At 37.9% G+C, this 22,613-nt stretch carries 19 protein-coding genes; 14 read left to right on the forward strand and 5 right to left on the reverse strand.

What is annotated here, in order from left to right; all coding sequences use genetic code 11:
- Window positions 1–58: 58 nt before the first annotated feature.
- Window positions 59–1,690, forward strand: coding sequence for a bifunctional UDP-sugar hydrolase/5'-nucleotidase UshA (gene ushA, locus JG479_RS18000; RefSeq protein ID WP_200220648.1), 1,632 nt, complete (start codon window positions 59–61; stop codon window positions 1,688–1,690).
- Between the two features lie 29 nt (window positions 1,691–1,719).
- Here the strand turns inward: ushA and JG479_RS18005 are convergent, their stop codons facing one another.
- Together JG479_RS18005 and JG479_RS18010 are read right to left on the reverse strand one after the other, a co-directional pair.
- Window positions 1,720–2,664: a hypothetical protein gene (locus JG479_RS18005; RefSeq protein WP_138490387.1), complete on the reverse strand. Its 945-nt coding sequence runs from the start codon at window positions 2,662–2,664 to the stop codon at window positions 1,720–1,722.
- Entirely contained in the window at window positions 2,657–3,523 is an 867-nt protein-coding gene (locus JG479_RS18010) for a hypothetical protein (RefSeq protein WP_182712369.1), read from the reverse strand. Before JG479_RS18010 ends, JG479_RS18005 begins: the two co-directional genes overlap by 8 nt.
- Before the next feature lie 251 nt (window positions 3,524–3,774).
- On the opposite strand from JG479_RS18010, the gene JG479_RS18015 reads away from it, so the two are divergent.
- The 3 genes from JG479_RS18015 (at window position 3,775) to JG479_RS18025 (ending at window position 11,314) form a co-directional block, all read left to right on the forward strand.
- Window positions 3,775–4,629, forward strand: coding sequence for a S1/P1 nuclease (locus JG479_RS18015; protein ID WP_182671135.1), 855 nt, complete (start codon window positions 3,775–3,777; stop codon window positions 4,627–4,629).
- A 43-nt stretch (window positions 4,630–4,672) separates the two neighbouring features.
- On the forward strand, window positions 4,673–7,855 hold the full coding sequence (locus JG479_RS18020) for a TonB-dependent receptor (RefSeq protein ID WP_200220649.1): 3,183 nt from the start codon (window positions 4,673–4,675) through the stop codon (window positions 7,853–7,855).
- Window positions 7,856–8,191: 336 nt separating this feature from the next.
- Entirely contained in the window at window positions 8,192–11,314 is a 3,123-nt protein-coding gene (locus tag JG479_RS18025; protein WP_200220650.1) for a TonB-dependent receptor, read from the forward strand.
- 52 nt (window positions 11,315–11,366) lie between these two features.
- On the opposite strand, the gene JG479_RS18030 is transcribed toward JG479_RS18025, so the two are convergent.
- A complete protein-coding gene (locus JG479_RS18030; protein ID WP_200220651.1) occupies window positions 11,367–11,798 on the reverse strand; it encodes a MarR family winged helix-turn-helix transcriptional regulator in 432 nt (143 codons plus the stop codon).
- A gap of 151 nt (window positions 11,799–11,949) precedes the next feature.
- Here JG479_RS18030 and hmgA point away from each other — a divergent pair, with 151 nt between their 5' ends.
- A complete protein-coding gene (gene hmgA, locus JG479_RS18035) occupies window positions 11,950–13,245 on the forward strand; it encodes a homogentisate 1,2-dioxygenase (RefSeq protein WP_200220652.1) in 1,296 nt (431 codons plus the stop codon).
- 8 nt (window positions 13,246–13,253) lie between these two features.
- Window positions 13,254–13,883, forward strand: coding sequence for a maleylacetoacetate isomerase (maiA, locus tag JG479_RS18040; RefSeq protein ID WP_039488480.1), 630 nt, complete (start codon window positions 13,254–13,256; stop codon window positions 13,881–13,883).
- 11 nt (window positions 13,884–13,894) lie between these two features.
- On the opposite strand, the gene JG479_RS18045 is transcribed toward maiA, so the two are convergent.
- On the reverse strand, window positions 13,895–14,128 hold the full coding sequence (locus JG479_RS18045; RefSeq protein WP_007375551.1) for a TIGR02647 family protein: 234 nt from the start codon (window positions 14,126–14,128) through the stop codon (window positions 13,895–13,897).
- A gap of 126 nt (window positions 14,129–14,254) precedes the next feature.
- Between JG479_RS18045 and JG479_RS18050 the strand changes: the two genes are divergently transcribed.
- The gene (locus JG479_RS18050; protein ID WP_149603613.1) at window positions 14,255–14,557 is read left to right on the forward strand and encodes a DUF1496 domain-containing protein; all 303 of its coding nucleotides are present in this window, start codon (window positions 14,255–14,257) and stop codon (window positions 14,555–14,557) included.
- A 54-nt stretch (window positions 14,558–14,611) separates the two neighbouring features.
- Window positions 14,612–14,920 (forward strand): VF530 family DNA-binding protein, encoded by a 309-nt coding sequence (locus JG479_RS18055; RefSeq protein ID WP_024591820.1) that lies wholly within the window; start codon window positions 14,612–14,614, stop codon window positions 14,918–14,920.
- Window positions 14,921–14,970: 50 nt separating this feature from the next.
- Here the strand turns inward: JG479_RS18055 and JG479_RS18060 are convergent, their stop codons facing one another.
- Window positions 14,971–16,590, reverse strand: a complete 1,620-nt coding sequence (locus JG479_RS18060) for a diacylglycerol kinase family protein (RefSeq protein WP_200220653.1) — start codon at window positions 16,588–16,590, stop codon at window positions 14,971–14,973.
- 348 nt (window positions 16,591–16,938) lie between these two features.
- On the opposite strand from JG479_RS18060, the gene JG479_RS18065 reads away from it, so the two are divergent.
- From JG479_RS18065 to JG479_RS18090, 6 genes are all read left to right on the forward strand, one after another.
- Window positions 16,939–17,469, forward strand: a complete 531-nt coding sequence (locus JG479_RS18065; protein ID WP_138490380.1) for a sigma-70 family RNA polymerase sigma factor — start codon at window positions 16,939–16,941, stop codon at window positions 17,467–17,469.
- A complete protein-coding gene (locus JG479_RS18070; protein WP_138490379.1) occupies window positions 17,466–18,149 on the forward strand; it encodes an anti-sigma factor in 684 nt (227 codons plus the stop codon). The genes JG479_RS18065 and JG479_RS18070 overlap by 4 nt, the downstream gene beginning before the upstream one ends.
- Before the next feature lie 156 nt (window positions 18,150–18,305).
- A complete protein-coding gene (locus JG479_RS18075) occupies window positions 18,306–19,898 on the forward strand; it encodes a DUF4331 domain-containing protein (RefSeq protein ID WP_200220654.1) in 1,593 nt (530 codons plus the stop codon).
- A gap of 11 nt (window positions 19,899–19,909) precedes the next feature.
- A complete protein-coding gene (locus JG479_RS18080; RefSeq protein ID WP_138490377.1) occupies window positions 19,910–20,419 on the forward strand; it encodes an Ig-like domain-containing protein in 510 nt (169 codons plus the stop codon).
- 53 nt (window positions 20,420–20,472) lie between these two features.
- A complete protein-coding gene (locus tag JG479_RS18085; RefSeq protein ID WP_200220655.1) occupies window positions 20,473–21,498 on the forward strand; it encodes a hypothetical protein in 1,026 nt (341 codons plus the stop codon).
- Window positions 21,495–22,607, forward strand: coding sequence for a HupE/UreJ family protein (locus JG479_RS18090; protein WP_200220656.1), 1,113 nt, complete (start codon window positions 21,495–21,497; stop codon window positions 22,605–22,607). Before JG479_RS18085 ends, JG479_RS18090 begins: the two co-directional genes overlap by 4 nt.
- The last annotated feature ends 6 nt before the right edge of the window (window positions 22,608–22,613 follow it).

Below are 22,613 nucleotides of genomic sequence, written 5' to 3' on the forward strand. Positions count from 1 at the left end.
AAACTAGTTTAAACTACCCGCTTGATAAATTAAGTAGACCTTAATCCATAGGTATTTTATGCGTATAATTATTTTATTTTCGATTATTTTTAGTGTACTTGGATGTACATCTCCTGTTCCTGAATCAACCTCTAACAGTACTCCTACTGAATATTTAACTGTTCTTCATACTAATGATAATCACGGACGTTTTTGGCAAAACGAAAAAGGCGAATACGGTATGGCCGCTCGCAAAACGTTAATTGACTCTTTACGTAATGACGCCCAAAAGCAAGGTCATGCCGTTTTACTTCTCTCTGGTGGTGACATTAATACCGGTATTCCTGAGTCAGATTTACAAAAAGCAGAACCTGACTTTAAAGGTATGTCGCTGATTGGTTATGATGCAATGGCATTAGGTAATCACGAATTCGATAACCCTATTGATGTTTTGAAGCAACAGCAAAAATGGGTGAACTTTCCTTTTCTATCAGCCAATATATTTGAAAAAGAATCAGGCGAACATGCGTTTGATAGCTATAAAATATTCAAAAAAAATGGCTTAACTATTGCTGTTATTGGATTAACAACAACAGACACAGCTAAAATTGGTAATCCTCAGTATATTGGGCACTTAGAGTTTAAAGACCCTGTTGACGTTACCGCAAAACTAGCTAAAGAAATAAAAGCTAAGTACAACCCTGACATTACCATTGCGCTGACTCATATGGGTCATTATGTTGATGCTAGCTTTGGCATTAATGCACCAGGTGATGTAACACTTGCTCGCTCACTTCCTGCAAACACACTTGATATGATCATTGGCGGTCACTCACAAGAACCTGTGTGTATGAGTGATACAAATGTAAATGACGATAACTTTAAACCTGGCCTTGCCTGTAAGCCAGACCAGCAAAACGGTACTTACATTATGCAAGCCCATGAATGGGGTAAGTATGTTGGTAAAGCTGAGTTTAAGCTTGAAAACGGAAAATTAACGTTACTAGACTATAAACTCATGCCTGTTAATTTGTATGTAGATAAAGTTCAAGCTGATGGCTCTACTAAAGCAGTATTAGCAAACGAGTACATTAAACCAGACCCTAAACTTGAATCTTATTTAGCGGTATACCAAGCTAAAGGCGCTAAACAAATTGAAGGTACCATTGGTGAAGTAGATGCTCGCTTAGAAGGTGACAGAAACAAAGTTCGTTACCAACAAACAAACCTTGCACGTGTAATTATTCAAGCTCAAATGGATGTAGTAAATGCAGACTTTGGATTAATAAGTGGCGGTGGTATTCGCAGCTCAATAGAGGCTGGTAAAGTAAGCTATAAAGATATTTTAAAAGTACATCCTTTTAAAAACCGCATTACTTACATGGATTGGCAAGGCAGTGATTTATGGGATTACTTAAATACAGTAACGAGCTTCCCGCCGGATGCTGGTGCTTATTTGCAATACCATAAAATATCGTTTGAGCGTAAAAATAATCAGTTGGTTAATGTTTTGATCAATGGCGAACCGCTTAATAAAAATAAAACATACAGAATGAGTCTAAATAGCTATAACGCATCAGGCGGTGATGGTTATCCTGCACTTACAAATAAAAAAGGCTTTGTAAGTACAGACGAAACAGATGCTAAAGCACTTCAAGACTTTATTTCAAAAAATAGCCCTCTTAAAGCGGCTGAATTTACCCCTAAATAACCTCTAAGAATAAGAGGAAAGTAATCTAGTTACTTTCCTCTTATTTCAATATTACCTTTTTTAATATTTGCCAGCCCATAACTATGCAAACGAGAACGAGAGCCTTCTCCATAGGCTTTAGGTGGGTAATATAACTCTTTTTCTTCAGGACACTCACTAAGTACTTCATCTAACGCCGCTCGTATCTCACTCAAGGTTTTTTCTAGGCTATTATTAAAATTAGGTCTTTTTCTAACCGTATGACCAAGTTCGACCAACCTATAAAAATACTTGTTAGCGAGCTCTAGAAGCTCCTCTGGTACATCTTTATTATGACTAAGCGCTACATCATCGTTATTTGTACAATACTCTACAAGTGCTAAATAAAAGCATAATGGCTTATTGGCTAAACCCACTTTTTGCTCTGCATTACAACTACTTGATAGTGTTTTATCGTTAAGATCAACTATAAGCATCAGCGGCGTAGGCTCTGTAATTGACTGATGCTGTGCATTATTAAACTGCTTATTACTTTGTTTAATAAACGCAAACTTTACCCAAAAACTAATCAACACACTTAATACTAAAAATATAAAATAGTAAATAAAATGGCTTAATGTAAAGTGGGTTTGCTGAACGTTAAATACAACTAATACAGGTCCGTTATTAGTGCTCAAACTACGTGTTATTTGGTGTAAGTTTACAGGTGCTAGCATTTCGCCTTTTGGTGCAATAGCAACAACTTTAAGCCCACTCATATTAATGTAGCTATTTAAGGTTTTAATGTAGCGATTAACTGCATCTTTATTCCCCGAATGCTTTAGCAGTTCATTTGATAAATCAAGTAATGGTAAGTCGAGTGCAATTTGCCTTTCTATCTGCGTTATTTTTTGTTTAGTTACTTGCTGGCTTTTTTGAATTACAGAAATGTAAAACACAGAAGATAAAGTTAAAAATAAGCATAGTAAAACAAGTAGTTGTTTATATTTACTCATCACTAACTTCCTCTTTTAAGTTTACTGAGCTAGTACCGCAACTCCAAAACGATTGTGCATTTTGATAATAATGCAAACTTTGATCTTTAGACATATCAAGCAAATTTGCCTGTACTGCACATAATAAATCAGTATTGTTTTGCTGCATTTTTAAATACCATCTTGTTCCAGTAATATTATTACTCAAAGGCGTAATATAGTTTTTTGAAAAACGTTTTTCGTCACTCTCTTTCCAAAACGAAGCAATAATATCTACTTTTCCGTCGGCGAGTAAATCGCGTAATTCGTTATGAGAACTAGCATAAGTGATTTTCAAATTAGCTAAATTTATATCCAGTTCTTTAAACATTTGCTTTGGTAAAATATGCCCTGATCGGCTGGTAGGATAATCAAGCAAACCTATGCGTTTATCTAAAAAATATTGTTTAGTAATTCGAGGTTTTTCTTTAGAAGATATAAAAAAAGCCGTGTAGTCAGAAAAACCAACTACGGGTTGGTAGTTATAGGTCGACTCCGCTTTAAATGCAGCCATAATATTGCTTTTAGCCAAAATTAGGTCAGCGATTCCTTTACCAACAAACTCAAAGCTATCTGCCGTTCTATATCCCCAATACCCTTTTACCGAGCCATATTGCTTAGCTACTACGTTATCAGAGCATAACTTTTGTGTTAATAATTTGGCTATTTTTTTTGATTGTGTAAAAACAATTAATTGGCCTTTATTACTTGTAGCAGTTGTTTGACACTCTGTTGAGGTTTCGATCATAACCGGAAAATGTAAATCATCATTGTATACACTAACTTGACCGCAAACCCACGTAACGACCAATAATAGAAATAAAAATGTAACAATTAACATTTTGTGCAACACAATATTTTTATAATTCAAAGCAATGCCACCCAAAAATAGACGATATAGTGTATTTGAACAATTTCGCTTACCCATTACAACAAGTAATTTTACCTGTTAAATATAAGGGACTGATTTTAAACGTAATTGAATAAGAAACTATGAATTTTAATAAGTCCTTCCTATCAACATTAAAAATGAGGACAATTGACCGCATTAGCTTATAGCAACCCCATGAAATATTCATTTAGGAAGTTTTAATGCATAACAATATAAAGTACTCGATATCTTCTGCGCTTTTGATTAGTGCGATATTCACAAGCACTAACTCACACGCTTGGGGTCAAAATGGCCACCGTATTGTAGGGCAGATTGCACAATCTCATATAAGCGAAACCACTAAAGCAGCAATTAAACCTTATTTAGATGGTGAGTCACTTGCGCAAATATCAACGTGGCCTGATGAAATGCGCTCTGCTCCTGGCGACTTTTGGCAAAAGCAATCATCTCGTTGGCATTATATTAATGCAGCACCAGGAAAATCTTTCAGCTTCAATCACGATCACACTAAAAACAAAGAATCTGTAAGTAATATCCTAGAAGGCATTCACTATTCAATGCAAACACTCACTGATAAAAATAGCACCTTAGATGCTAAGCAGTTCAGTTTGCGTTTTTTGGTGCATTTAGTAGGCGATAGCCATCAGCCATTTCATGCCGGTCGAGGTGAAGACAGAGGTGGTAACCGTATTAAGGTTTCATTTTTTAACGAAGAAACAAATCTTCACAGCCTTTGGGATACAAAGTTAGTTGAGAACGAGAACTTGTCGTTTACTGAATACGCTCAATTTATTGATACAAATAACAGCGAATTAATTGCTGAGTATTTACAAAGCTCACCTAAAACTTGGGTTGAAGAATCACACAATTTAGCAACAAAAATTTATAAGTACACCAACGACGAAGTTGGGTACAGCTACATTTATAACAACACTCCAATTGTTAAAACACGCCTACAACAAGCGGGTATTCGACTAGCTGGACTATTAAACGCCTTATTTGACCCTTCTGCAAAAGAGTTAGAAACGGCACTAAAAATGACGACTGACAAATAAACAGTATTAAATTTATATAACCTACACACGGGAAATCAACATTATGACTAAGCTTCGCCTTTCGAAATTAACTGGAGCGGTAATTTTAGCTCTAGGTGTTTCTACAAGCGCAATGGCTGCTGATACTTCATCTGCAATGCGTGGTAAAATTACGACGCCTTCAGGTGGCAGTGCTGCAAACGTTAAAATTAAAGTAGTTCACCAACCAACGGGAACTATTAGCGAGCTAACTACAAACGAAAGTGGTACGTTTATCGCTAATGGCTTACGTGTAGGTGGTCCTTACATGGTTATCATCGATTCTGATAAGTTTAATGATACAACTGTTGAAAATATCTATCTAAATCTGGGTGAAACATACCGCTTAAGTTCGCAGCTTGCTCCGCTAAACATTGAAAAAATTGAAGTGTCTGGTTATAAAATCGTTCAGCAATCTGGTGGCTCAAGCAGCTCATTTGGTTCTGATACTATTGAAAATATGCCAAGCTTTAACCGCGACATTAAAGATATTGCGCGCTTAAACCCACTTGCCAGTATTAATGGTAATGGCGAGCTAACGTTTGCAGGTAGTAACCCTCGTACCAACGGTTTAACAGTTGACGGTATTGGTCAAAATGATGACTTTGGCTTGAACTTTGGTGGCTACCCTACTTCTCAGCCTCCTGTAGCACTTGATGCTATTGAACAAGTTTCTGTTGATGTATCTCCTTTCTCAGCTTCTAAAGGTAACTTTGGTGGCGGTACTATTAATGCAGTAACAAAATCTGGTACAAATGAGTTTAAGTTCTCTGGCTTTTATGAAATCTCTACTCCAGAGATTGCAGGCGATGTCGATAGCATTGTTCAAGAAGATGACCTTGATGAGCTAGGTCACAAAACTTATTCTACAAATAAAGTAGAGCCGATTAAAACTGAAGAAAGATTTGGTTTTAACGTTGGTGGCGCAATTGTTAAAGACGAACTGTTTTATTTCGTTAACTATTCAGAATGGTCAAGCGAATTAGATCTTGATTACGGCTTTGACGGCTCTGGTGCAACCAACGAATTTAATACTTCTGAAGCTAACTATAACCGTTTCATTTCTATTTTAAATAATGAATATGGCTTGACTGATTCATTAGCAGGTGCGCCAGAAGATACAAATAAAAACCTGTTAGTTAAGCTAAGCTGGAACGCAAGTGATGACCATCGTTTAGATTTTACTTACCAATGGCAAGACGATCAAGATGAGCGTAACACTAGCACCGGTGGCGATAATATTGTACTAACATCGAACACCTACGCCTACGTAACGAAGTTCAATAACTTTTCAACAAAGCTTTACTCTGATTGGACTGAAGATTTTTCTACTGAAATTGGTGTGTCGTATAAAGATGTTACCTCTGATAGCGCAACTCGCTCAAATCTAGGTAGTATTTCAGTTGATGAAGATGGTCGAAATGGCCCTTCTTACAACTTTGGTACAGATCAATATCGTCATGCTAACCGCTCTGAAACGCAAAATTTAACTTTTACACTCGATGCTACCTATTTAATGGATGAGCATGAAATAAACTTTGGTGCTCAATATGAGTCACTTCGTTTATATAACTTATTTGCTGAAAACTCTCTTGGCACGTGGAAGTTTGATAGCTTAGAAAATTTTGAAAACCGTGAAATTGGTTCTTATGATTTCTCTTATCAGAATGCTTACACTAATGATTCAGCTGATACAGCATATGATGTAAGACGCAATCAACTAGCACTTTACATTGAAGACACTTTTTATGTAGGTGACGATTTAGAAGTTACAGCAGGTGTTCGTTATGAGCGTTTATCATCAGATGATAAACCAACTCTAAATGAAAATTTTGCGAATACGTATGGCTTTACTAACCAAGAAAATCTAGATGGTCTAGACATTATACTTCCTCGCGTTGGCTTTAAATACTACGTAACAGAAGCCCTTACTATTAACGGTGGTATTGGTCGTTTCCAAGGTGGTATTCCAAATGTTTGGTATAACAACTCATTCCAAAGCGATGGTATTACATTAGTATCTGCTCCTAACGATGTAATTAACGACTACTATGCAAATAACACTGCCGATATTACTCAGGTGCCTAGTGAAATTCAAAATTCATTAGAACAAGGTGCTGGTAGCGTTGCTTATATCGACCCTGATTTTAAATTGCCTTCAAGCATTCGCACCCAAATAGGTTTTGAATATGAGTTTGATTCTGAACTATTAGGTGATGGCTTTAAATGGCAAGCAGAGATTGCTTATCATAAAAAAGAGAATGAGGCGGTATGGCATAATACATCTATTAACCCAATCGGTATTGCAGCTGATGGTGAACGCGTTATAAATGAAACTATTTATAGTGGCTCTTTAGCTGATAACGCTGACATAGAAATGACGAATTCATCAGATGATGGACGTTCAATTATTATTTCAACAGGTATTGCTAAACAGTGGGATAATGGCCTGTTTGTATCGGCAAGCTATGCACACCAAGATGTTACCGAGTCATCAGCAGGTTCAGCTTCTCAAGCGGAAGGCAACTACAAGCATAATATTACAGTAAATCGTAATGAAGATATTGCAGCACGTGGTTTTTACGAAGTTGAGCACAGCTTTAAAATCAACTTAGCATATAACACAGAGTTTTTTGAAGGGTATGCGACTAAGTTTAACGTGTATTTTGAACGTCGTTCAGGTCGTCCATTTAGTTATACAATGAACATGTATAAAGACAGTGATTTGGGTGATACGAGTAGTTTCTTTACTAATGGTGCTTACTTACCATATATACCTACAGGTGCTGATGATCCAAATGTAAACTGGGATGAATCAGGTATGACTTGGGCTGAGTTAGAACCATTACTAGAGCGTGCTGGTATATCTCAGCGTGGTGGTATTTTAGGTAAAAATACAGCAACTCAACCTTGGGTTACTACGATGGACGTTAGCATTAAGCAAGAAATACCAGGCTTTGCTGAAGGTCACACTGGTGAGGTTTATCTAATGATTGATAATTTCGCAAACCTTCTAAACAGCGACTGGGGTGTAGAAAAACGCTTAGGTTACTCTAACCAAACTATTTATGACTTTGGTGGCCTTGATGACCAAGGCAGATATAAAATAGACAACAGCTTTGGCGGTGCAGATGTGCGTAATTACTCACAAATCAATTCATCGTCATCAGCTTGGCAGGCTAAAGTTGGTATTAGCTACAAGTTTTAAGCCTTAATAGGTAAGTAATAACACATTAAGTTATTTGTTAACAAAACCCATTGCAAATTTGTAATGGGTTTTTTGTTTTTCACACCCCAATTTCACATGTTTGTCATAAAGCCCACGTAATATATACCCCGATATAGAGTTATTGCTCAAAAAAACACTCAAATAGACAAAAATAGTACTATTTATTAAAAATATATTGCAGTTGTATTTTATTTGTAACGAATAAATAAGGTACACTAGTAACGGATTTTGAATAAATGAACTTTAACTGTTTATTTTGAAAAATTTTAAAATAAAAATATAAAAATTTAATTAATAACTACACGGGAAAATTAAATGAAAACTCAATTACGCAAAACAGCTCTTTCACTTGCTATTGCAGCATGTGTTGGTGTAAGTGGCGCTGCAATGGCTAACGAAACGACCTCTGCAATTAAAGGTCAAGTAATGGGGCCTAACGGCAACCCAGCAGCCGGCACTAAAGTAACAATTTTACACGTACCTTCTGGATCAGTAAAAACAACTGAAGTAAATGACGCGGGTTATTTCACAGCTAAAGGCCTGCGAGTTGGCGGCCCTTATAAAGTAATTGTTGATTCAGATGTATATGCAGACCAAGAATTCAATAACATTATTCTTAATATTGGTAACGATTATCCAGTAAACGTTTCTCTTGAGTCACAATCAAGCATGGAACAAATTGTAGTTTCTGGCGCGCCAATTAGCTCTATGTCTGGTGGTACTGGTCCGGCGTCTACATTTACGCTAACTGATCTTGAAAATACACCAGCTATTAACCGTGATTTAAAAGACATTATCCGTATCGACCCGCGTATCACAATTGATGATAGCCGTGGTTCAATTAACTGTGGTGGTGGTAACCCTCGCTACAATAGCTTAACGCTAGACGGCGTTCGTATGAACGATAACTTCGGCTTAAGCTCAAATGGTTACCCTACTATTCGCGCCCCTTTCTCTTTTGATTCAATTGAACAAGTTTCAGCTGAACTTGCACCGTTTGACGTTCAATACGGTGGTTTTACATCGTGTAACATCAACGCTGTAACCAAATCTGGTGGCAATGATGTTCATGGCGCTGTTTTCTACGATTACACTAGTGACTCTTTCAAGGGTGATAAAATTGAAGGTGATGACGTTGATAACGGTAACTATACTGAAAAACGTTACGGCTTCAACGTAGGTCTTCCACTAATTGAAGATAAACTATTTTTATTCACTTCATATGAAAAACTTGAAGGTGTTCAACAGTTTAACTACGATGGTTTAAGCAGCGGCAGTGTAACTGCTGATGATATCTCGCGTATCACAAGCGTTGCTCAAACTGTATATGGTTACGATGTAGGCGGAATGCCTTCAAGTATGCCTGTTGAAGATGAAAAAATCTTAGTTAAACTAGATTGGAACATCAACGAAGATCACCGTGCAAACTTAATCTATAACTACAACGATGGTAATACTGTTTCACAGTCTGATACTGGCTCTAGCCGTGTATCACTATCTAATCACTTTTATGACCAAAGTGCAGAATTCACTTCAATCATTGCATCTGTTTACTCTGATTGGTCAGATGACTTCTCTACTGAAGTTCGTATTGGTAAGTCTGAGCTAGATGCAACAGTACAATCACTAGATGCAGCAAGCAGCTTTGGTGAAATGCAAATTCGTACCGAAGATGGTGGTACAGTTTATATTGGTCCAGATGATTCACGTCAATCAAATGACTTAGATTACGATACAACTACATTTAAAGTTGCAGGTACTTACTACCTAGATCAGCACACAATTACTGCTGGTTACGAGTTTGAAGAGTTAGATGTATTTAACTTATTCGTTCAGCATACTGAGGGTGAATACCGTTTCAACAATATTGATGATTTTGAAAACGGTATTGCAAGTGCAATTTTCTACAATAATGCAGCTGCTACAAATGATCCAAACGATGCAGCAGCAAGCTTTTCGTACGCTCAGCATACATTTTACGTGCAAGACGAGTATTCATTCACTGATTTAGATGCAAACATCACATTTGGTCTACGTTACGACAAATACACAAGTGATGATGTACCTAACTTAAATCAAAACTTTACTGACCGCTATGGCTACAGTAACCAAAGTACATTTGATGGTATTGATTTAATTCAACCACGTGTAGGCTTCCAATGGTACGCTACAGATGCACTTGAAGTACGCGCAGGCGTTGGCTTGTTCTCAGGCGGTAACCCTAATGTTTGGTTATCTAACTCTTACTCAAACGACGGCATTACTAATATTAGTGCAAACCAGTTTGGTGCTATCGACTTGTTCGCAACACCTAATGTAAATAATGGTACTCCAGGATTTGAAGTACCTCAGTCTCAATTTGATGCAGTAGCTGACACTGTAATCGGCTCAGGCGATTCAGTTGCAAACGCTGTTGACCCAGACTTTGAAATCCCATCAGAGTGGAAATACTCACTTGGTGCGACATATACAACAGAAAATGAATATGTAATTTCACTTGATTACTTATATTCAAAGAAAAAAGATGCTGCATTAATGCGTGACATCGCACTTCAAGATTCTGGCGAAACTACATTTGATGGTCGTCCTATATACGAATCAATCGAAGGTCGTAAAAACGAATACTTACTAACAAATGTTAGCGGTGATAGCGGTGATTCATCTGTTATCTCATTAGCTGTTAGCAAGATGTTTGATAATGGTGTGAGCGTTAACTTTGGTTATGCATACACAGATTCTGATGATGTTAACCCAATGACAAGCTCTGTTGCTGGTTCAAACTACGGTAATATCGCTCTTACAGATCCAGGTAACCCAGGTGTTGCTTCATCTGATTACGAAATTCCACATCGTTTTACTATGACTCTTGGTTATACTCATGAGTTTGTTGATGGGTTTGCTACTCGCTTTAACCTATTTGGTGAAGCATATAAAGGCTTACCATACAGCTACACATTTGATGGCAGTGACGAAAATGTATGGGGCGATGCAAACTGGAATGGTAACCGCCAGCTATTGTATGTTCCACTTGAAAACGATCCTAACGTTGTTTACAACATGAGTGCTGCTGATATCAATGAATTCAATGAATTTATTGCATCAAATGGTTTAGAGCGTGGTCAAATTACTAGCCGTAACGCAGAAAACTCTGATTGGTTTGTTAAGTTTAACTTTAAGTTAACTCAAGAGCTTCCAGGCTTTATGGAAGGTCACAAAGGTGAAGCATTCTTCGTAATTGATAACCTTACTAACCTGTTAAACGACGATTGGGGCGTACTTAAGAAAGGTCCTTTCGTAGGCGCTAGCATGATTTCAACATCACTTGATGATCAGGGTCGTTACGTTTACTCTGACTTTAATGCGAATAATGCAAATACATCAGTGCAATCAGATGCATCTGTCTGGCAAATGCGTGTAGGTGTTCGTTACACCTTCTAATTTAGAACTGTAGCCTAAAACATCTTTTAAAAGCCCACTTTGGTGGGCTTTTTTATGCCTTTAATTTGTTATTTAACTTTTCAAAAATACTCACTAACACTTCGTATTCTTCGTTGGTTAAAGTATTCAGTAATTGTTTTTCCCAATTAAGTGCATCGGGTGCTATTTGCTCATATAAGTTTTGCCCTGCTTTGCTCAGTACAAGTAAGGCCGCGCGTTTGTCTTGTGCATTTAACTCACTTTTCACTAAACCTTTATCTATTAAAACTTTTACCGCACGCGACACTGTCGACTTGTCCATATTTGCTTGCGCGCATAAATCCTTTGCGTTGCTCTGACCATACTGCGCTAAATTAGCAAGTATTCGCCACTGGGGAATATTTAAACCGTATTTAGTTTGATAAACCTCGGCAAAGTCATTACTTACACGTGTTGCTATATTGGTTAATTGATAAGGTAAGAACGTTGCTAAATCAATTTTCATTTTTGTTTATCCCAGCTTTATAAGGCTTACTTTGGTGTTCATTAATATTTACACAGATGCGTAGTTGCACATTTGATATTGGTCTCACTTGAGAGTATCTTAACTGAAATAAAAATAATATTAAACCAACCCCCTCTCACAGGAGTCAGTAATGGCGACACAATTAAGTTATATGACCGGTTTTGGTAATGAATTTGAAACACAAGCGCTACCCGGTGCACTGCCAATAGGACAATTTAGCCCACAAAAAGTTAAATACGATTTATACACCGAGCAATTTAGTTCGACTGCATTTACGGCTCCTCGCGCTTCAAATCGTCGCACTTGGTTTTACCGCCTTCGTCCGTCTGTAGTGCAAGGTGATTACCAAGCAATTGATAACGGTCTAATAAGAACAGCCCCAATCACTGAAGCCGTAACACCACCAACAATGCTACGTTGGAATCCTATTGATATGCCTTCACAGCCTACTGACTTTATTGATGGCTTGGTAACTATGGCAGCTAATGGCAGTGCTAATGGGCAATCTGGTATTGGCATTCATGTATATGTCGCTAATCAGTCAATGCAAGGGCGTTACTTTTGCAATGCCGATGGCGAAATGTTGTTTGTCCCTCAGCAAGGTGAGTTATTAATTCACACCGAGTGCGGTAAGTTAAGCATTAAACCAGGTGAAATTGCTGTAATTCCCAGAGGAATTAAGTTCTCTGTGGATTTAATTGACGATACAGCCCGTGGTTATATTTGTGAAAATTATGGCCATGCGTTAGAGCTTGCAGAGCGAGGACCTGTTGGTGCAAACGGTTATGCCAACGACAGAGACTTTCAATACCCTGTAGCGGCCTTTGAAGATAAAGAGGGTGACTTTGAGCTTGTTTCTAAATTTAACGGTAATTTATTTAGCTGTGAAATTAAGCACTCTCCTTTTGATGTGGTTGCATGGACGGGTAATAGTGCGCCCTATAAATACGACTTATCTCGTTTCAATGTAATGAATACAGTGAGCTTTGATCACCCCGATCCTTCTATATTCACTGTGCTAACCTCTCCTTCTGCTACTGAGGGTATGGCAAATGTCGATTTTGTGATATTTCCACCGCGTTGGATGGTAGCCGAAAATACATTTCGCCCGCCGTATTATCACCGCAATATTATGAGTGAATTTATGGGTTTGATTGAAGGTGTGTATGATGCAAAAGAGCATGGTTTTGTACCTGGTGGCGCAAGTTTACACAATTGTATGTCGCCACATGGACCTGAAGCCGACGTATTTGAAAAAGCCTCAAACGCTGAGCTTACACCACAAAAATATGAAAACACATTGGCCTTTATGTTTGAGTCGCGCTATATAATTTCACCGACAAAATATGCATTAGAAGGTAAAGAGCGCCAACGAAATTACACCGATTGCTGGCGTACTATTAAAAAACAATTTACAGGTTCATAGGATTAATTATGAAATTATACAGCTACTTTCGCTCATCAGCGGCTTATAGAGTGCGTATAGCGCTTAACTTAAAAGCAATCGATCATGAACTTGCTATTGTTAACCTTTTAAAATCGGAGCAGCTTGGGGAAGAATACTTAGCGACTAATCCGCAAGGGTTACTGCCGGCACTTGAAACCGATGATGGTGTTTTAGCACAATCGCTTGCAATACTGGAATGGCTTGATGAAACTTATCCGCAATCGCCATTAATTACAGGAACTGCGTGGCAAAAGTCGCAAATAAGAAACTTAAGCTTTGCCATTGCTTGCGATATTCATCCTGTTAATAATTTACGCGTGCTGAAGTATTTATCAAACGAATTAGGTGTTGATGACGAGGCTAAAAATAAATGGTATCGACATTGGATAGAAGTTGGTTTTGAAAAAATAGAACTGATGCTAAACGAAAATAATGACTACTGCTTTGGTAACCAACCAACACTTGCTGACATTTGTTTAGTGCCGCAAGTATTTAATGCAATTCGTTTTAACGTAGATATGGGCGCTTATCCAAAAATTGCAGCCATTTACGAACATTGTAATAAATTAGCTGCATTTAATGACGCTGCACCGCAAAATCAACCCGATGCAAATTAAGCTAATTTAGATTAACTTTGTAGCGCGCTATGAATAACCGTAACGTGCTCAATTAAATCTAAGCCCAGATCAGTTAAATATCCGCCATCTGGGCTATCTATAATCCCTTTTTCAAATAAACGTTGCGCTGCGCTAAGTAAGCTTGGCTCTGCGTCTGAATGTAATTTAATACCCTGCATTTTACTGTCGCGAGGAAACTTTGCTAATAGTGTGAATTCTTCGATCATTGTTTGATTAAATTGCATTGTGTGCACCTTTTTATTGTTCTGTGAATAACTAAGTTTATACTTAAAATCACTTTGTGTACTTTACACTAGCACGTTTTTTAGCTTAATGTATTATTTTTAACCCTCCCTATTTAAAGGCCTCTAATGCGTAACTTTTTAATTCTATGTTTTTGTTTTAGCAGCTTATCGTATTCAATACTTAGTGAAGCAACAACGCTAAAAACCCATTCAATTATTGATGCAAACCAGTTTGTAAATGAAGAAGTTAACTGTTGGTACGACAACAAACGCTATAGCGAAGGGGCATTAATACAAGTTCATTCTTTTACACTTTTGTGTGGTGCTAAAACACCCCAACACAGTAACAGCCAACTCATTTGGCTTAAAATAGATAAGCAAGGTAATGCTATTTACCCAACAGCTCCTAAAACAATCACTGTGAATTAGCACTAAAAGCTGATTTAAGCTACAATGCATGCAGTTTAAATAAGTAGTATGGCTATGAATAATCAACCTAAAAACCCTTTACATGGGGTAACATTAGAACAAATACTTGTTGAGTTAGAGCAACGACTTGGCTGGAGAACACTTGGCGAGCAAGTAAAAATTAAATGTTTTACTGATCAACCCAGCATTAAATCGAGTTTAAAGTTTTTGCGTAAAACGCCTTGGGCTCGCGATAAAGTGGAAGCACTTTATATTCACACTATAAATAATAAGCCTATTCGTAGACCAAAAAGTGCACCAAGAGAAACATCTTCTCAAGCGCCGGATACAACAGGGTTTGTTTGGCCATCAATTAAAAAGTGATGTAAAAAAGGAGCTAATTTAGCTCCTTTTTTGATTATAACTAACGCGATTTATTGCTCTTTGCAAATCACATTTAATGAAGCCGGCTCAATAGTAATAACCAGTTTTTGAGCGGTTTTAACTTCACCATCTAGCACGTACTTAAGCTCCCCTTCGCCTGTAATCTCTACTCTTTTGGCATTTGTATGATGAGAGTTTATAGCTAAATGTGTTTGCGTTAAGCTACTAAACATCAGCTCTGCAATACTTAGTACTGTGGTTGAATCTTCATTATTTGGTGTTAACCAATTTATATCGAGTAGCCCGTCACTATGATCAGGTTGCCCTCCACCTTGAGCCAATAATGTTGTAAAAGGCGCAGCATTGGCCACAATAAAACTATTAGTACATATTTCTTTAGGCTCATTATCATCGAGTTTTACTTTAAGTAACTGCGATTTTTGCTCGCCAAACGCTTCAAAAAAACCATTTAAATAGGCAAGTTGCCCCGACTTATTTTTCGACTCTCTATCTGCTTTTTCTATCATTGATTGCTCAAAACCAATACCCGCGAGCAGTAGTACTAACTCATTATTACAATAAGCAGTATCTATTATGCTTGTTTGACCATCTATAATTAAGTCACAAGCCTGTTCAACAGGAATAAATTTAGAGGTAATACCCATCAATACATGCGCAAGGGCGTTTGCAGTCCCCATAGGGATGATGCCTAGTTTACATTGTGTATTTACAAGTACGCTTGCAACTTCGGCCACCGTACCATCTCCCCCGCATGCGATAATAATATCCGGCTTTTGCGCAATTTCCTGTTTAGCCAGCTCAATACCGTTAACCTCTTTTGTAGTAGTGAGTACTTTCAGATCGTAATAGTCCGATAGCCGCGCAACAATTAAGTGCTCTTTTTCTTCCCATAATCGTGTACCAGATACAGGGTTTGCAATTAAAACGGCTTTGTTTTTAATCAGTAATTCGCCTTTTTTATGTCGCTTAGCTAAATGGCGAAGTTGATGCTTATTTAAATTTGCGGTTTCGCGGGTTTCTTTTATTTGTGCAAGTACTTCATGCACATCTGCATTTTTGTTTTGGCTCAGTAAATAAGCCGCCATGACAAAAACAGAGCGCCCACGCCCTAAAGCACAATGAACGACTACGCGATGGTTTTCTTTAACATGGTGATGTATCCAATTAATAGCCTGATTTAACTGAGAATGGGTAGGAATACTATGATCGAGCACCGGAATGTTTAAATAATTAATATTCTCTTGTGTTGAACTCCACTCGAGTCCGTCGAATTCACACGTAACATCTAAAATCGCCGTAATCCCGTTATCTTTTAATGTGTCTATATCTGAGGGAAATAATCGGCAAGCTAAAAATAGGTTTTCGTTTATTTGTTGAATGGGCGGCACTTTATCGCGCTTACGTGACCAGGCATTATAAATTTGCACACCGAATAAAAATGGCACAAACGCCCACCGTATATAAAATGGGATCACCCCATTTTCACGCTTTCTAAATATTTTTGCTGTATTAAAAATATACGCGGTACTCACTAATAAAAGTGACAGCGCAGTCCAATAAAAAACAATAGCAAAATAGACAGAGTTCACTTCCCAACCAATAAAAATAAGCAGTAGTGCTAATAGTAAATAACTAATTGCAGCCCACATAGTCTCTCCTTTGTGAAAATAATGCCGATTTATAATCTTAATTTAAACGGCTTTAAGTAGTCTTTTGCAAATATCACGCCATATAAATGCCATTTAAAATCCAAACGCGAACAATAGGCCATTGATATATATAGTAATTAATAAACTAAAATCTACTACAGACCGCTCTTTGTGCATTTTTTACAAACATGTGAATAAATTATACTTACACGTCTAAACTTCAAACACTGATCGGTTATTACTTGTACTAACGTATAAAGCAGCTAATCTAAAAGGCAATTAAATTTATTGCATCCAAATCACACCCTCAACCGTTTACTCAATGATAATAAGAAAAACAGGACCCCTATGGACAACGATGATTTACTCCCTCTTTTGTGCGCAACAGCACAAGGAGACAAAAATGCTTTCTCAAGTTTATATCAACAAACTAGCGGCAAACTTTTTGCTATTAGCTTAAATATGCTCACTAACAGAGCTTATGCGGAAGAGGCACTACAAGACGCTTTTATAAAAATTTGGCATAACGCATCTGAATATAACGCCTCTAAAGGCACCGTTATTAGTTGGATGATAAGTATAGTCAGATATAGAAGTCTTGACTCACTGCGCTATCACAAAGTACGAAAAGAGCAGTCGTTAGGCGATGACGAATATGAAAATGAAAATGAAAGTGTTGAAGTTAATTACGATGAAGAAACGAAACTGGTTAATTGTATCGAACAGCTTGAGCCGCAACAAAAACAAGCTATTCACTTAGCTTATTATAAGGGGCTGAGTCATAGCGAGTTAGTGGATCATATAGAAACGCCATTAGGTACAGTTAAAAGCTGGATCAGGCGTGGGCTTATGCAGCTACAAAGGTGTTTAACATTATGAATTATAATAAACCCGAACTATTAGACGCGCTTGCTGGGCAGTACGTGCTTGGCACACTTAGAGGGCTTGCCCGTAAGCGTTTTCAGCGTCTGTTACTTAACTCAAATCAAGCACGTGAAGCAACAAATATGTGGGAGCAAAACCTAAACAACTTAGCGAGTGCTATTACACCGCAAACGCCACGTGACGATGTATGGGTAAATATACTACAGCGTATTGAAAACAGACCACAAACAAGTAAAAAAGTCATACATACCAAGCCTTCAATTTGGCGTACATGGTCTTTTGTGGCAACTGCCGCATGCATTGTTTTAGCCTTTTTGGTTATTCAGCCTAGTACCAATGTTATGCAAACTCAGCAAATTGCTTTGGTTCAAAATCAAGATAAACAATCATTGTGGTTTATTGATGTAAGCGAGCAAGGGCTCTCAATTAAAGCTAGTAGCCAATTGGTTGCTCAAACTAATAAAGATTATGAGCTGTGGATGATTTTAAAAGGTCAAGATGCACCTATTTCATTGGGTTTACTGCCCAAGCAAGGCAGTAAAATATTATTTAAAGATAACCGTTTCAACGCAAGTGATATCGCATTGTTAGCAGTGAGTTTAGAGCCTATTGGTGGCTCACCAAATGGCTCTCCCACTGAAGTGCTTTACACCACAGAGCTGGTACTTTTATAACACGACTATTATGACCAAAGTTGGCTGCTTACACAAAGCAGCCAACCTACCTTTAAACTTTTTAACAAAAAATAAAATAATTTAACTTTTTTGCATCCAATTTAAATCCCGCCCCGTTATTAGCTATGACTTCAATCAAAACTAAAGGACAAAGTCATGAAAGCTTTAACTCCATCAATACTCGCAGTAGTAATATGTAGTACGTTTGTAAGTGCACCAAGTGAAGCATCTAGCCACAGAGAAGCGCCAAATATAAGCCGTTTCCCGACTTTAGATTCAACCGATTTTTATGTATTTAATAGTTACGAGCAAGGTCGTGATGATTACGTCACATTAATAGCTAATTACATCCCGCTGCAAGATGCATACGGCGGTCCTAATTACTTTGCAATGGACCCAGATGCTACCTACAGCATTCATATAGATAACGACGGCGATGCTGTTGAAGATATTACATTTGCGTTTAACTTTAAAAGCATGCTTCCTAATGATAACCAAGGTGTGCAATTAACTGTTGGACCTGAAGGTAATCAACGCACCGTGTCTGTACCGCTTAAAAATGTAGGCGGTGTATCTGCCGGAGATAACAGCGCTGTAAATTTTAGCGAATCATACACAGTAAGCATGATAAGCGGCGCGCAGCGTACTGGCGAAACAACGGTATTAAATAACACTGCATCAAACTCCAGCACATTTTCTAAACCGCTTGATTATGTGGGCAATAAAACATTTGGTTCAATGAGCGATTATCAAACTTACGCTGACCAATTTGTGTATCAGGTTTCAATTCCTAACTGTGAAAGCATGGCACAAGTTTTTGTAGGGCAACGTAAAGACCCATTTGTAGTTAACCTAGGTAAAACATTTGATTTAGTTAACTATGTACCTGTAGAGGGTGATAGCGCCCCTGGTGCTGGTGACGGCGGTGGTTTTCCTGGTGGCATAACACAATCAGCTGATAACGACGACCTTGCAGATAAAAACGTAACATCAATTGCTATCGAAATACCTAAAAGCTGTATTGTTGGTGAAGGTAACGGCGTAATAGGTTCATGGACAACAGCAAGCCTACCTCAAGCTCGCGTATTAAATCCTAATGCTAAATTTGCTAATAATGGCGTTAATGGTGGTGCTTTAACACAAGTTTCACGCTTGGGTAGCCCGCTTGTAAACGAGCTTGTAATTGGCATTAAAGACAAAGACACATTCTCCACTGCTCACCCTAAAGATGATGCACAATTTTTAGATTATGTATCTCACCCAGCACTGCCAGAGTTATTAAACATTTTGTTTAAAGATGCTGTTAATACGACCCTTGGCGCAAACTTAGAAACACTGGCACCCACAAACTTCCCGCGTACTGATTTAATCACTGCATTTTTAACGGGTTTTGCAGGCGTTAATCAGCAAGCAACTGTAACACCTTCAGAAATGCTACGTTTAAATACAGGCATTGCAGCAACAGCGCAAGCTGATCAATCTGCATTTGGTGTAGCGGGTAATGATTTAGCCGGCTTCCCAAATGGTCGTCGCCCGGGTGATGATGTGGTTGATATTGCACTTCGTGTTGTGATGGGTCGTTTATGTCATCCTATCCCAGTAAATGGTGAAGACACTGATTTAGGACTTTGTGCACCAGAGGATGCTAATACAGGCACAGTGCCATTTACAGACGGCGCACCTATTGATGCAACAATGATGGATTCATCATTCCCATACCTTGCAACACCGCTTGCTGGCTCTAAATAAGGAGTAAAATAATGCGTAATTTAAAAACTACCCATATTTGTGTTCTCCTCAGTGCATTAACATTGGGAGCATGTAGTAGCGATGACGATAAAAAACAGCCTACACCGGTTGTAAACACAGCGCCTACCGCAAGTGATGCAATGCTAACTACACAAACTGAGGTAAGCATTACCGATATGCTTAGCGCAACCGACAATGATGGCGATTCGCTTACTTATTCGTTAACAAGTGAGCCAACTCTTGGAACTGTTACCGTTAATAGCGACGGTAACTTTACCTATACACCAAATAAAGAAGTGACAGGTTCAGATAGTTTTATGTTTGGTGTAAGTGATGGCGTTAATTCGCAAGTAACTGCAATAGTAAACATTACAATTGACGCACTACAAGTCGACTTTGCTCAATTTGCAACCGATGCATTTAATCAAGCGCCAAATGCAGAGCCGTTAACTGTTAACGGTCGGGTGTTTACAAACACCGATACCGATGTTGATGGATTAATTTCAACAAACGGTAACTAACCAAGTAATTAAGCTGACAGGCCATGGATGGCTTTTTTCAAAGGATATTTATAATGCATTTATCAATTTTTAAGTCCGTCGCATTTATTACTTTATGCCTAACGACCTTTGCATTAAGCGCTGCGCCTTTTACTCCAAAAAATGATGCAGTTATTGCTAACAGTAATTCAACGCTTAGTGCTTCTCTGTCTGTTGAGGAAATAAATACATTAGTCACTAACAGCCAATATGTAGGCCAAACAGAGCGTTTACAGGGGCTACTTAAAACCCGTTTAGCCCAGCTATATAAACACACACCCTCATCTCAAATTGGTTACTTATATGCTCGCGTTTTACAAAAAGAGCACCTTTTCAACGAAGCTATTGATATTGCTAACAACGTTTTGATTAAAGAGCCACAGCATAGTAATAGCCATTTATTGCTAGCCAATATATTTATGACTCAAGGTAAGTTTGCACAAGCAAAAAAGCACTGCGTCGCTTTAATTGGGCACGTAAGCACTATTACTGCTAGCACCTGTGTACTTGATGTACAAAGCCAACATGAAAGCGTTTTAGACAGCTACCAAGCATTAGTAAAAATTATAAATAATAATCAAACTAGCCTAGCTACAAACCATGTTTTAAGTGAAATGAGCTATCGTTTAAATAACTACAAACAAGCATTGTCTCACTTACAAAGTGTAGATTTAGTTCAAGCCCCTGTGAGCCTAATTGTTTTATGGGCCGATATTCAAATTGCTCTAAACCAACCACAACAAGTATTAAATACATTAAGCGTACTGCTTCCTGATAAAGGCAATTTAGAAGATGCTATTTTGCTAAGACTTTCAATCGCAGAAAAAAAACTGAATAAACGCGATAAAAAATGGCAAAATACAATGGCGCAAAGAGTTACGCTACGAGAGCTTCGTAAAGATTCTTTTCATGCAAGTGACTTAGCTAAATATTACCTTGATGTACAACCAAATCGCGAAAAAGCACTTTACTGGGCTCATATTAATTGGCAGCAGGCTAAAATGAGCACCGATGAGCAATTACTTATTCAAGCAAAAGCGATGCAACGAGATACACTATGAAAACGCCTTATCTATTTATACTCACTTTAATGCTGTGCATTTTTTCAACTTACAGCTTTGCCCATCAACTAAGTACAAGTTATATAACCTTAAATAGCGAGAACAATAACGACACCAGCAAAAATCTATACACGGGTACCTGGCAAATAAATATTGCCGACTTAGAGCACGCAGTGCCTCTGGATTTAGATAAAAACGGCCAAATTTCGTGGACAGAAATAAAAGCAAAACGCAGCTCAATAAATAACTTCATTAAAGAAAATTTAAATATCACGCAAAGCGCGCAAATATGCCCTTTAAAAAGTGAAGGTATCTATCAGCTAGATAACCATTTTAACCAACCTTATTTGGTAATTCCGCTGCAGTTTAGCTGTGATGATAATGAAGCAATCACCCTTTCCTATTCCGCTTTTTTTAAAACTGATGCTAACCATAAATCCATCGTAAATATTAACGGTGTATCTCGTGTATTTAATATCAATGAGGCACAACAAACGTTCAGCTTTGAGCAAACAAGTTATTTAAGTACCTTTAATCAATACGTGTACCAGGGTGTTTTACATATTTGGATTGGTATTGATCATATTTTATTTTTAATCGCTTTGTTACTTACCTGTGTTTTAAAACGCAGCGATAAAGCATGGCAAGGTATTAGCTCTAAAAAACACATTATTAAACACACAGCATGGATAGTAACCGCGTTTACGCTTGCGCACTCTATTACGCTTACCGCCACCGCTATGAACTTAGTCTCACCAAATAGTCGCTGGGTAGAGCTTGGAATTGCTATATCGGTTTTATTTGCAGCATTAAATAATGTGTGGCCGTTGGTACTTCGTTTAGGTTGGCTTACTTTTGCTTTTGGTTTACTACATGGGATGGGATTTGCGAGCGTACTTGGCGAGCTTGGCCTGTCGAGCGACTATCAACTGCTCAGTATATTGGCGTTTAATTTAGGCGTCGAAATCGGTCAACTTAGTATATTACTGATAGCCTTACCAATACTCATTTATGTACGACACTACACTTGGTATAAAAAGTGGGTAATGCCAATGGGCTCCGTTGCTATCGCAATTGTTGCACTTCAGTGGTCAATCGAGCGTTTTTAAATAGTA

Source organism: Pseudoalteromonas sp. LC2018020214 (assembly GCF_016598755.1).
GTDB lineage: Bacteria > Pseudomonadota > Gammaproteobacteria > Enterobacterales > Alteromonadaceae > Pseudoalteromonas > Pseudoalteromonas distincta.

Excerpts from the sequence above, each read along its gene's own strand:
- ushA (WP_200220648.1), top strand. The coding sequence starts at position 59 with ATGCGTATAATTATTTTATTTTCGATTATTTTTAGTGTACTTGGATGT.
- JG479_RS18005 (WP_138490387.1), bottom strand. The coding sequence starts at position 2,664 with ATGAGTAAATATAAACAACTACTTGTTTTACTATGCTTATTTTTAACT.
- JG479_RS18010 (WP_182712369.1), bottom strand. The coding sequence starts at position 3,523 with ATGTTAATTGTTACATTTTTATTTCTATTATTGGTCGTTACGTGGGTT.
- JG479_RS18015 (WP_182671135.1), top strand. The coding sequence starts at position 3,775 with ATGCATAACAATATAAAGTACTCGATATCTTCTGCGCTTTTGATTAGT.
- JG479_RS18020 (WP_200220649.1), top strand. The coding sequence starts at position 4,673 with ATGACTAAGCTTCGCCTTTCGAAATTAACTGGAGCGGTAATTTTAGCT.
- JG479_RS18025 (WP_200220650.1), top strand. The coding sequence starts at position 8,192 with ATGAAAACTCAATTACGCAAAACAGCTCTTTCACTTGCTATTGCAGCA.
- JG479_RS18030 (WP_200220651.1), bottom strand. The coding sequence starts at position 11,798 with ATGAAAATTGATTTAGCAACGTTCTTACCTTATCAATTAACCAATATA.
- hmgA (WP_200220652.1), top strand. The coding sequence starts at position 11,950 with ATGGCGACACAATTAAGTTATATGACCGGTTTTGGTAATGAATTTGAA.
- maiA (WP_039488480.1), top strand. The coding sequence starts at position 13,254 with ATGAAATTATACAGCTACTTTCGCTCATCAGCGGCTTATAGAGTGCGT.
- JG479_RS18045 (WP_007375551.1), bottom strand. The coding sequence starts at position 14,128 with ATGCAATTTAATCAAACAATGATCGAAGAATTCACACTATTAGCAAAG.
- JG479_RS18050 (WP_149603613.1), top strand. The coding sequence starts at position 14,255 with ATGCGTAACTTTTTAATTCTATGTTTTTGTTTTAGCAGCTTATCGTAT.
- JG479_RS18055 (WP_024591820.1), top strand. The coding sequence starts at position 14,612 with ATGAATAATCAACCTAAAAACCCTTTACATGGGGTAACATTAGAACAA.
- JG479_RS18060 (WP_200220653.1), bottom strand. The coding sequence starts at position 16,590 with ATGTGGGCTGCAATTAGTTATTTACTATTAGCACTACTGCTTATTTTT.
- JG479_RS18065 (WP_138490380.1), top strand. The coding sequence starts at position 16,939 with ATGGACAACGATGATTTACTCCCTCTTTTGTGCGCAACAGCACAAGGA.
- JG479_RS18070 (WP_138490379.1), top strand. The coding sequence starts at position 17,466 with ATGAATTATAATAAACCCGAACTATTAGACGCGCTTGCTGGGCAGTAC.
- JG479_RS18075 (WP_200220654.1), top strand. The coding sequence starts at position 18,306 with ATGAAAGCTTTAACTCCATCAATACTCGCAGTAGTAATATGTAGTACG.
- JG479_RS18080 (WP_138490377.1), top strand. The coding sequence starts at position 19,910 with ATGCGTAATTTAAAAACTACCCATATTTGTGTTCTCCTCAGTGCATTA.
- JG479_RS18085 (WP_200220655.1), top strand. The coding sequence starts at position 20,473 with ATGCATTTATCAATTTTTAAGTCCGTCGCATTTATTACTTTATGCCTA.
- JG479_RS18090 (WP_200220656.1), top strand. The coding sequence starts at position 21,495 with ATGAAAACGCCTTATCTATTTATACTCACTTTAATGCTGTGCATTTTT.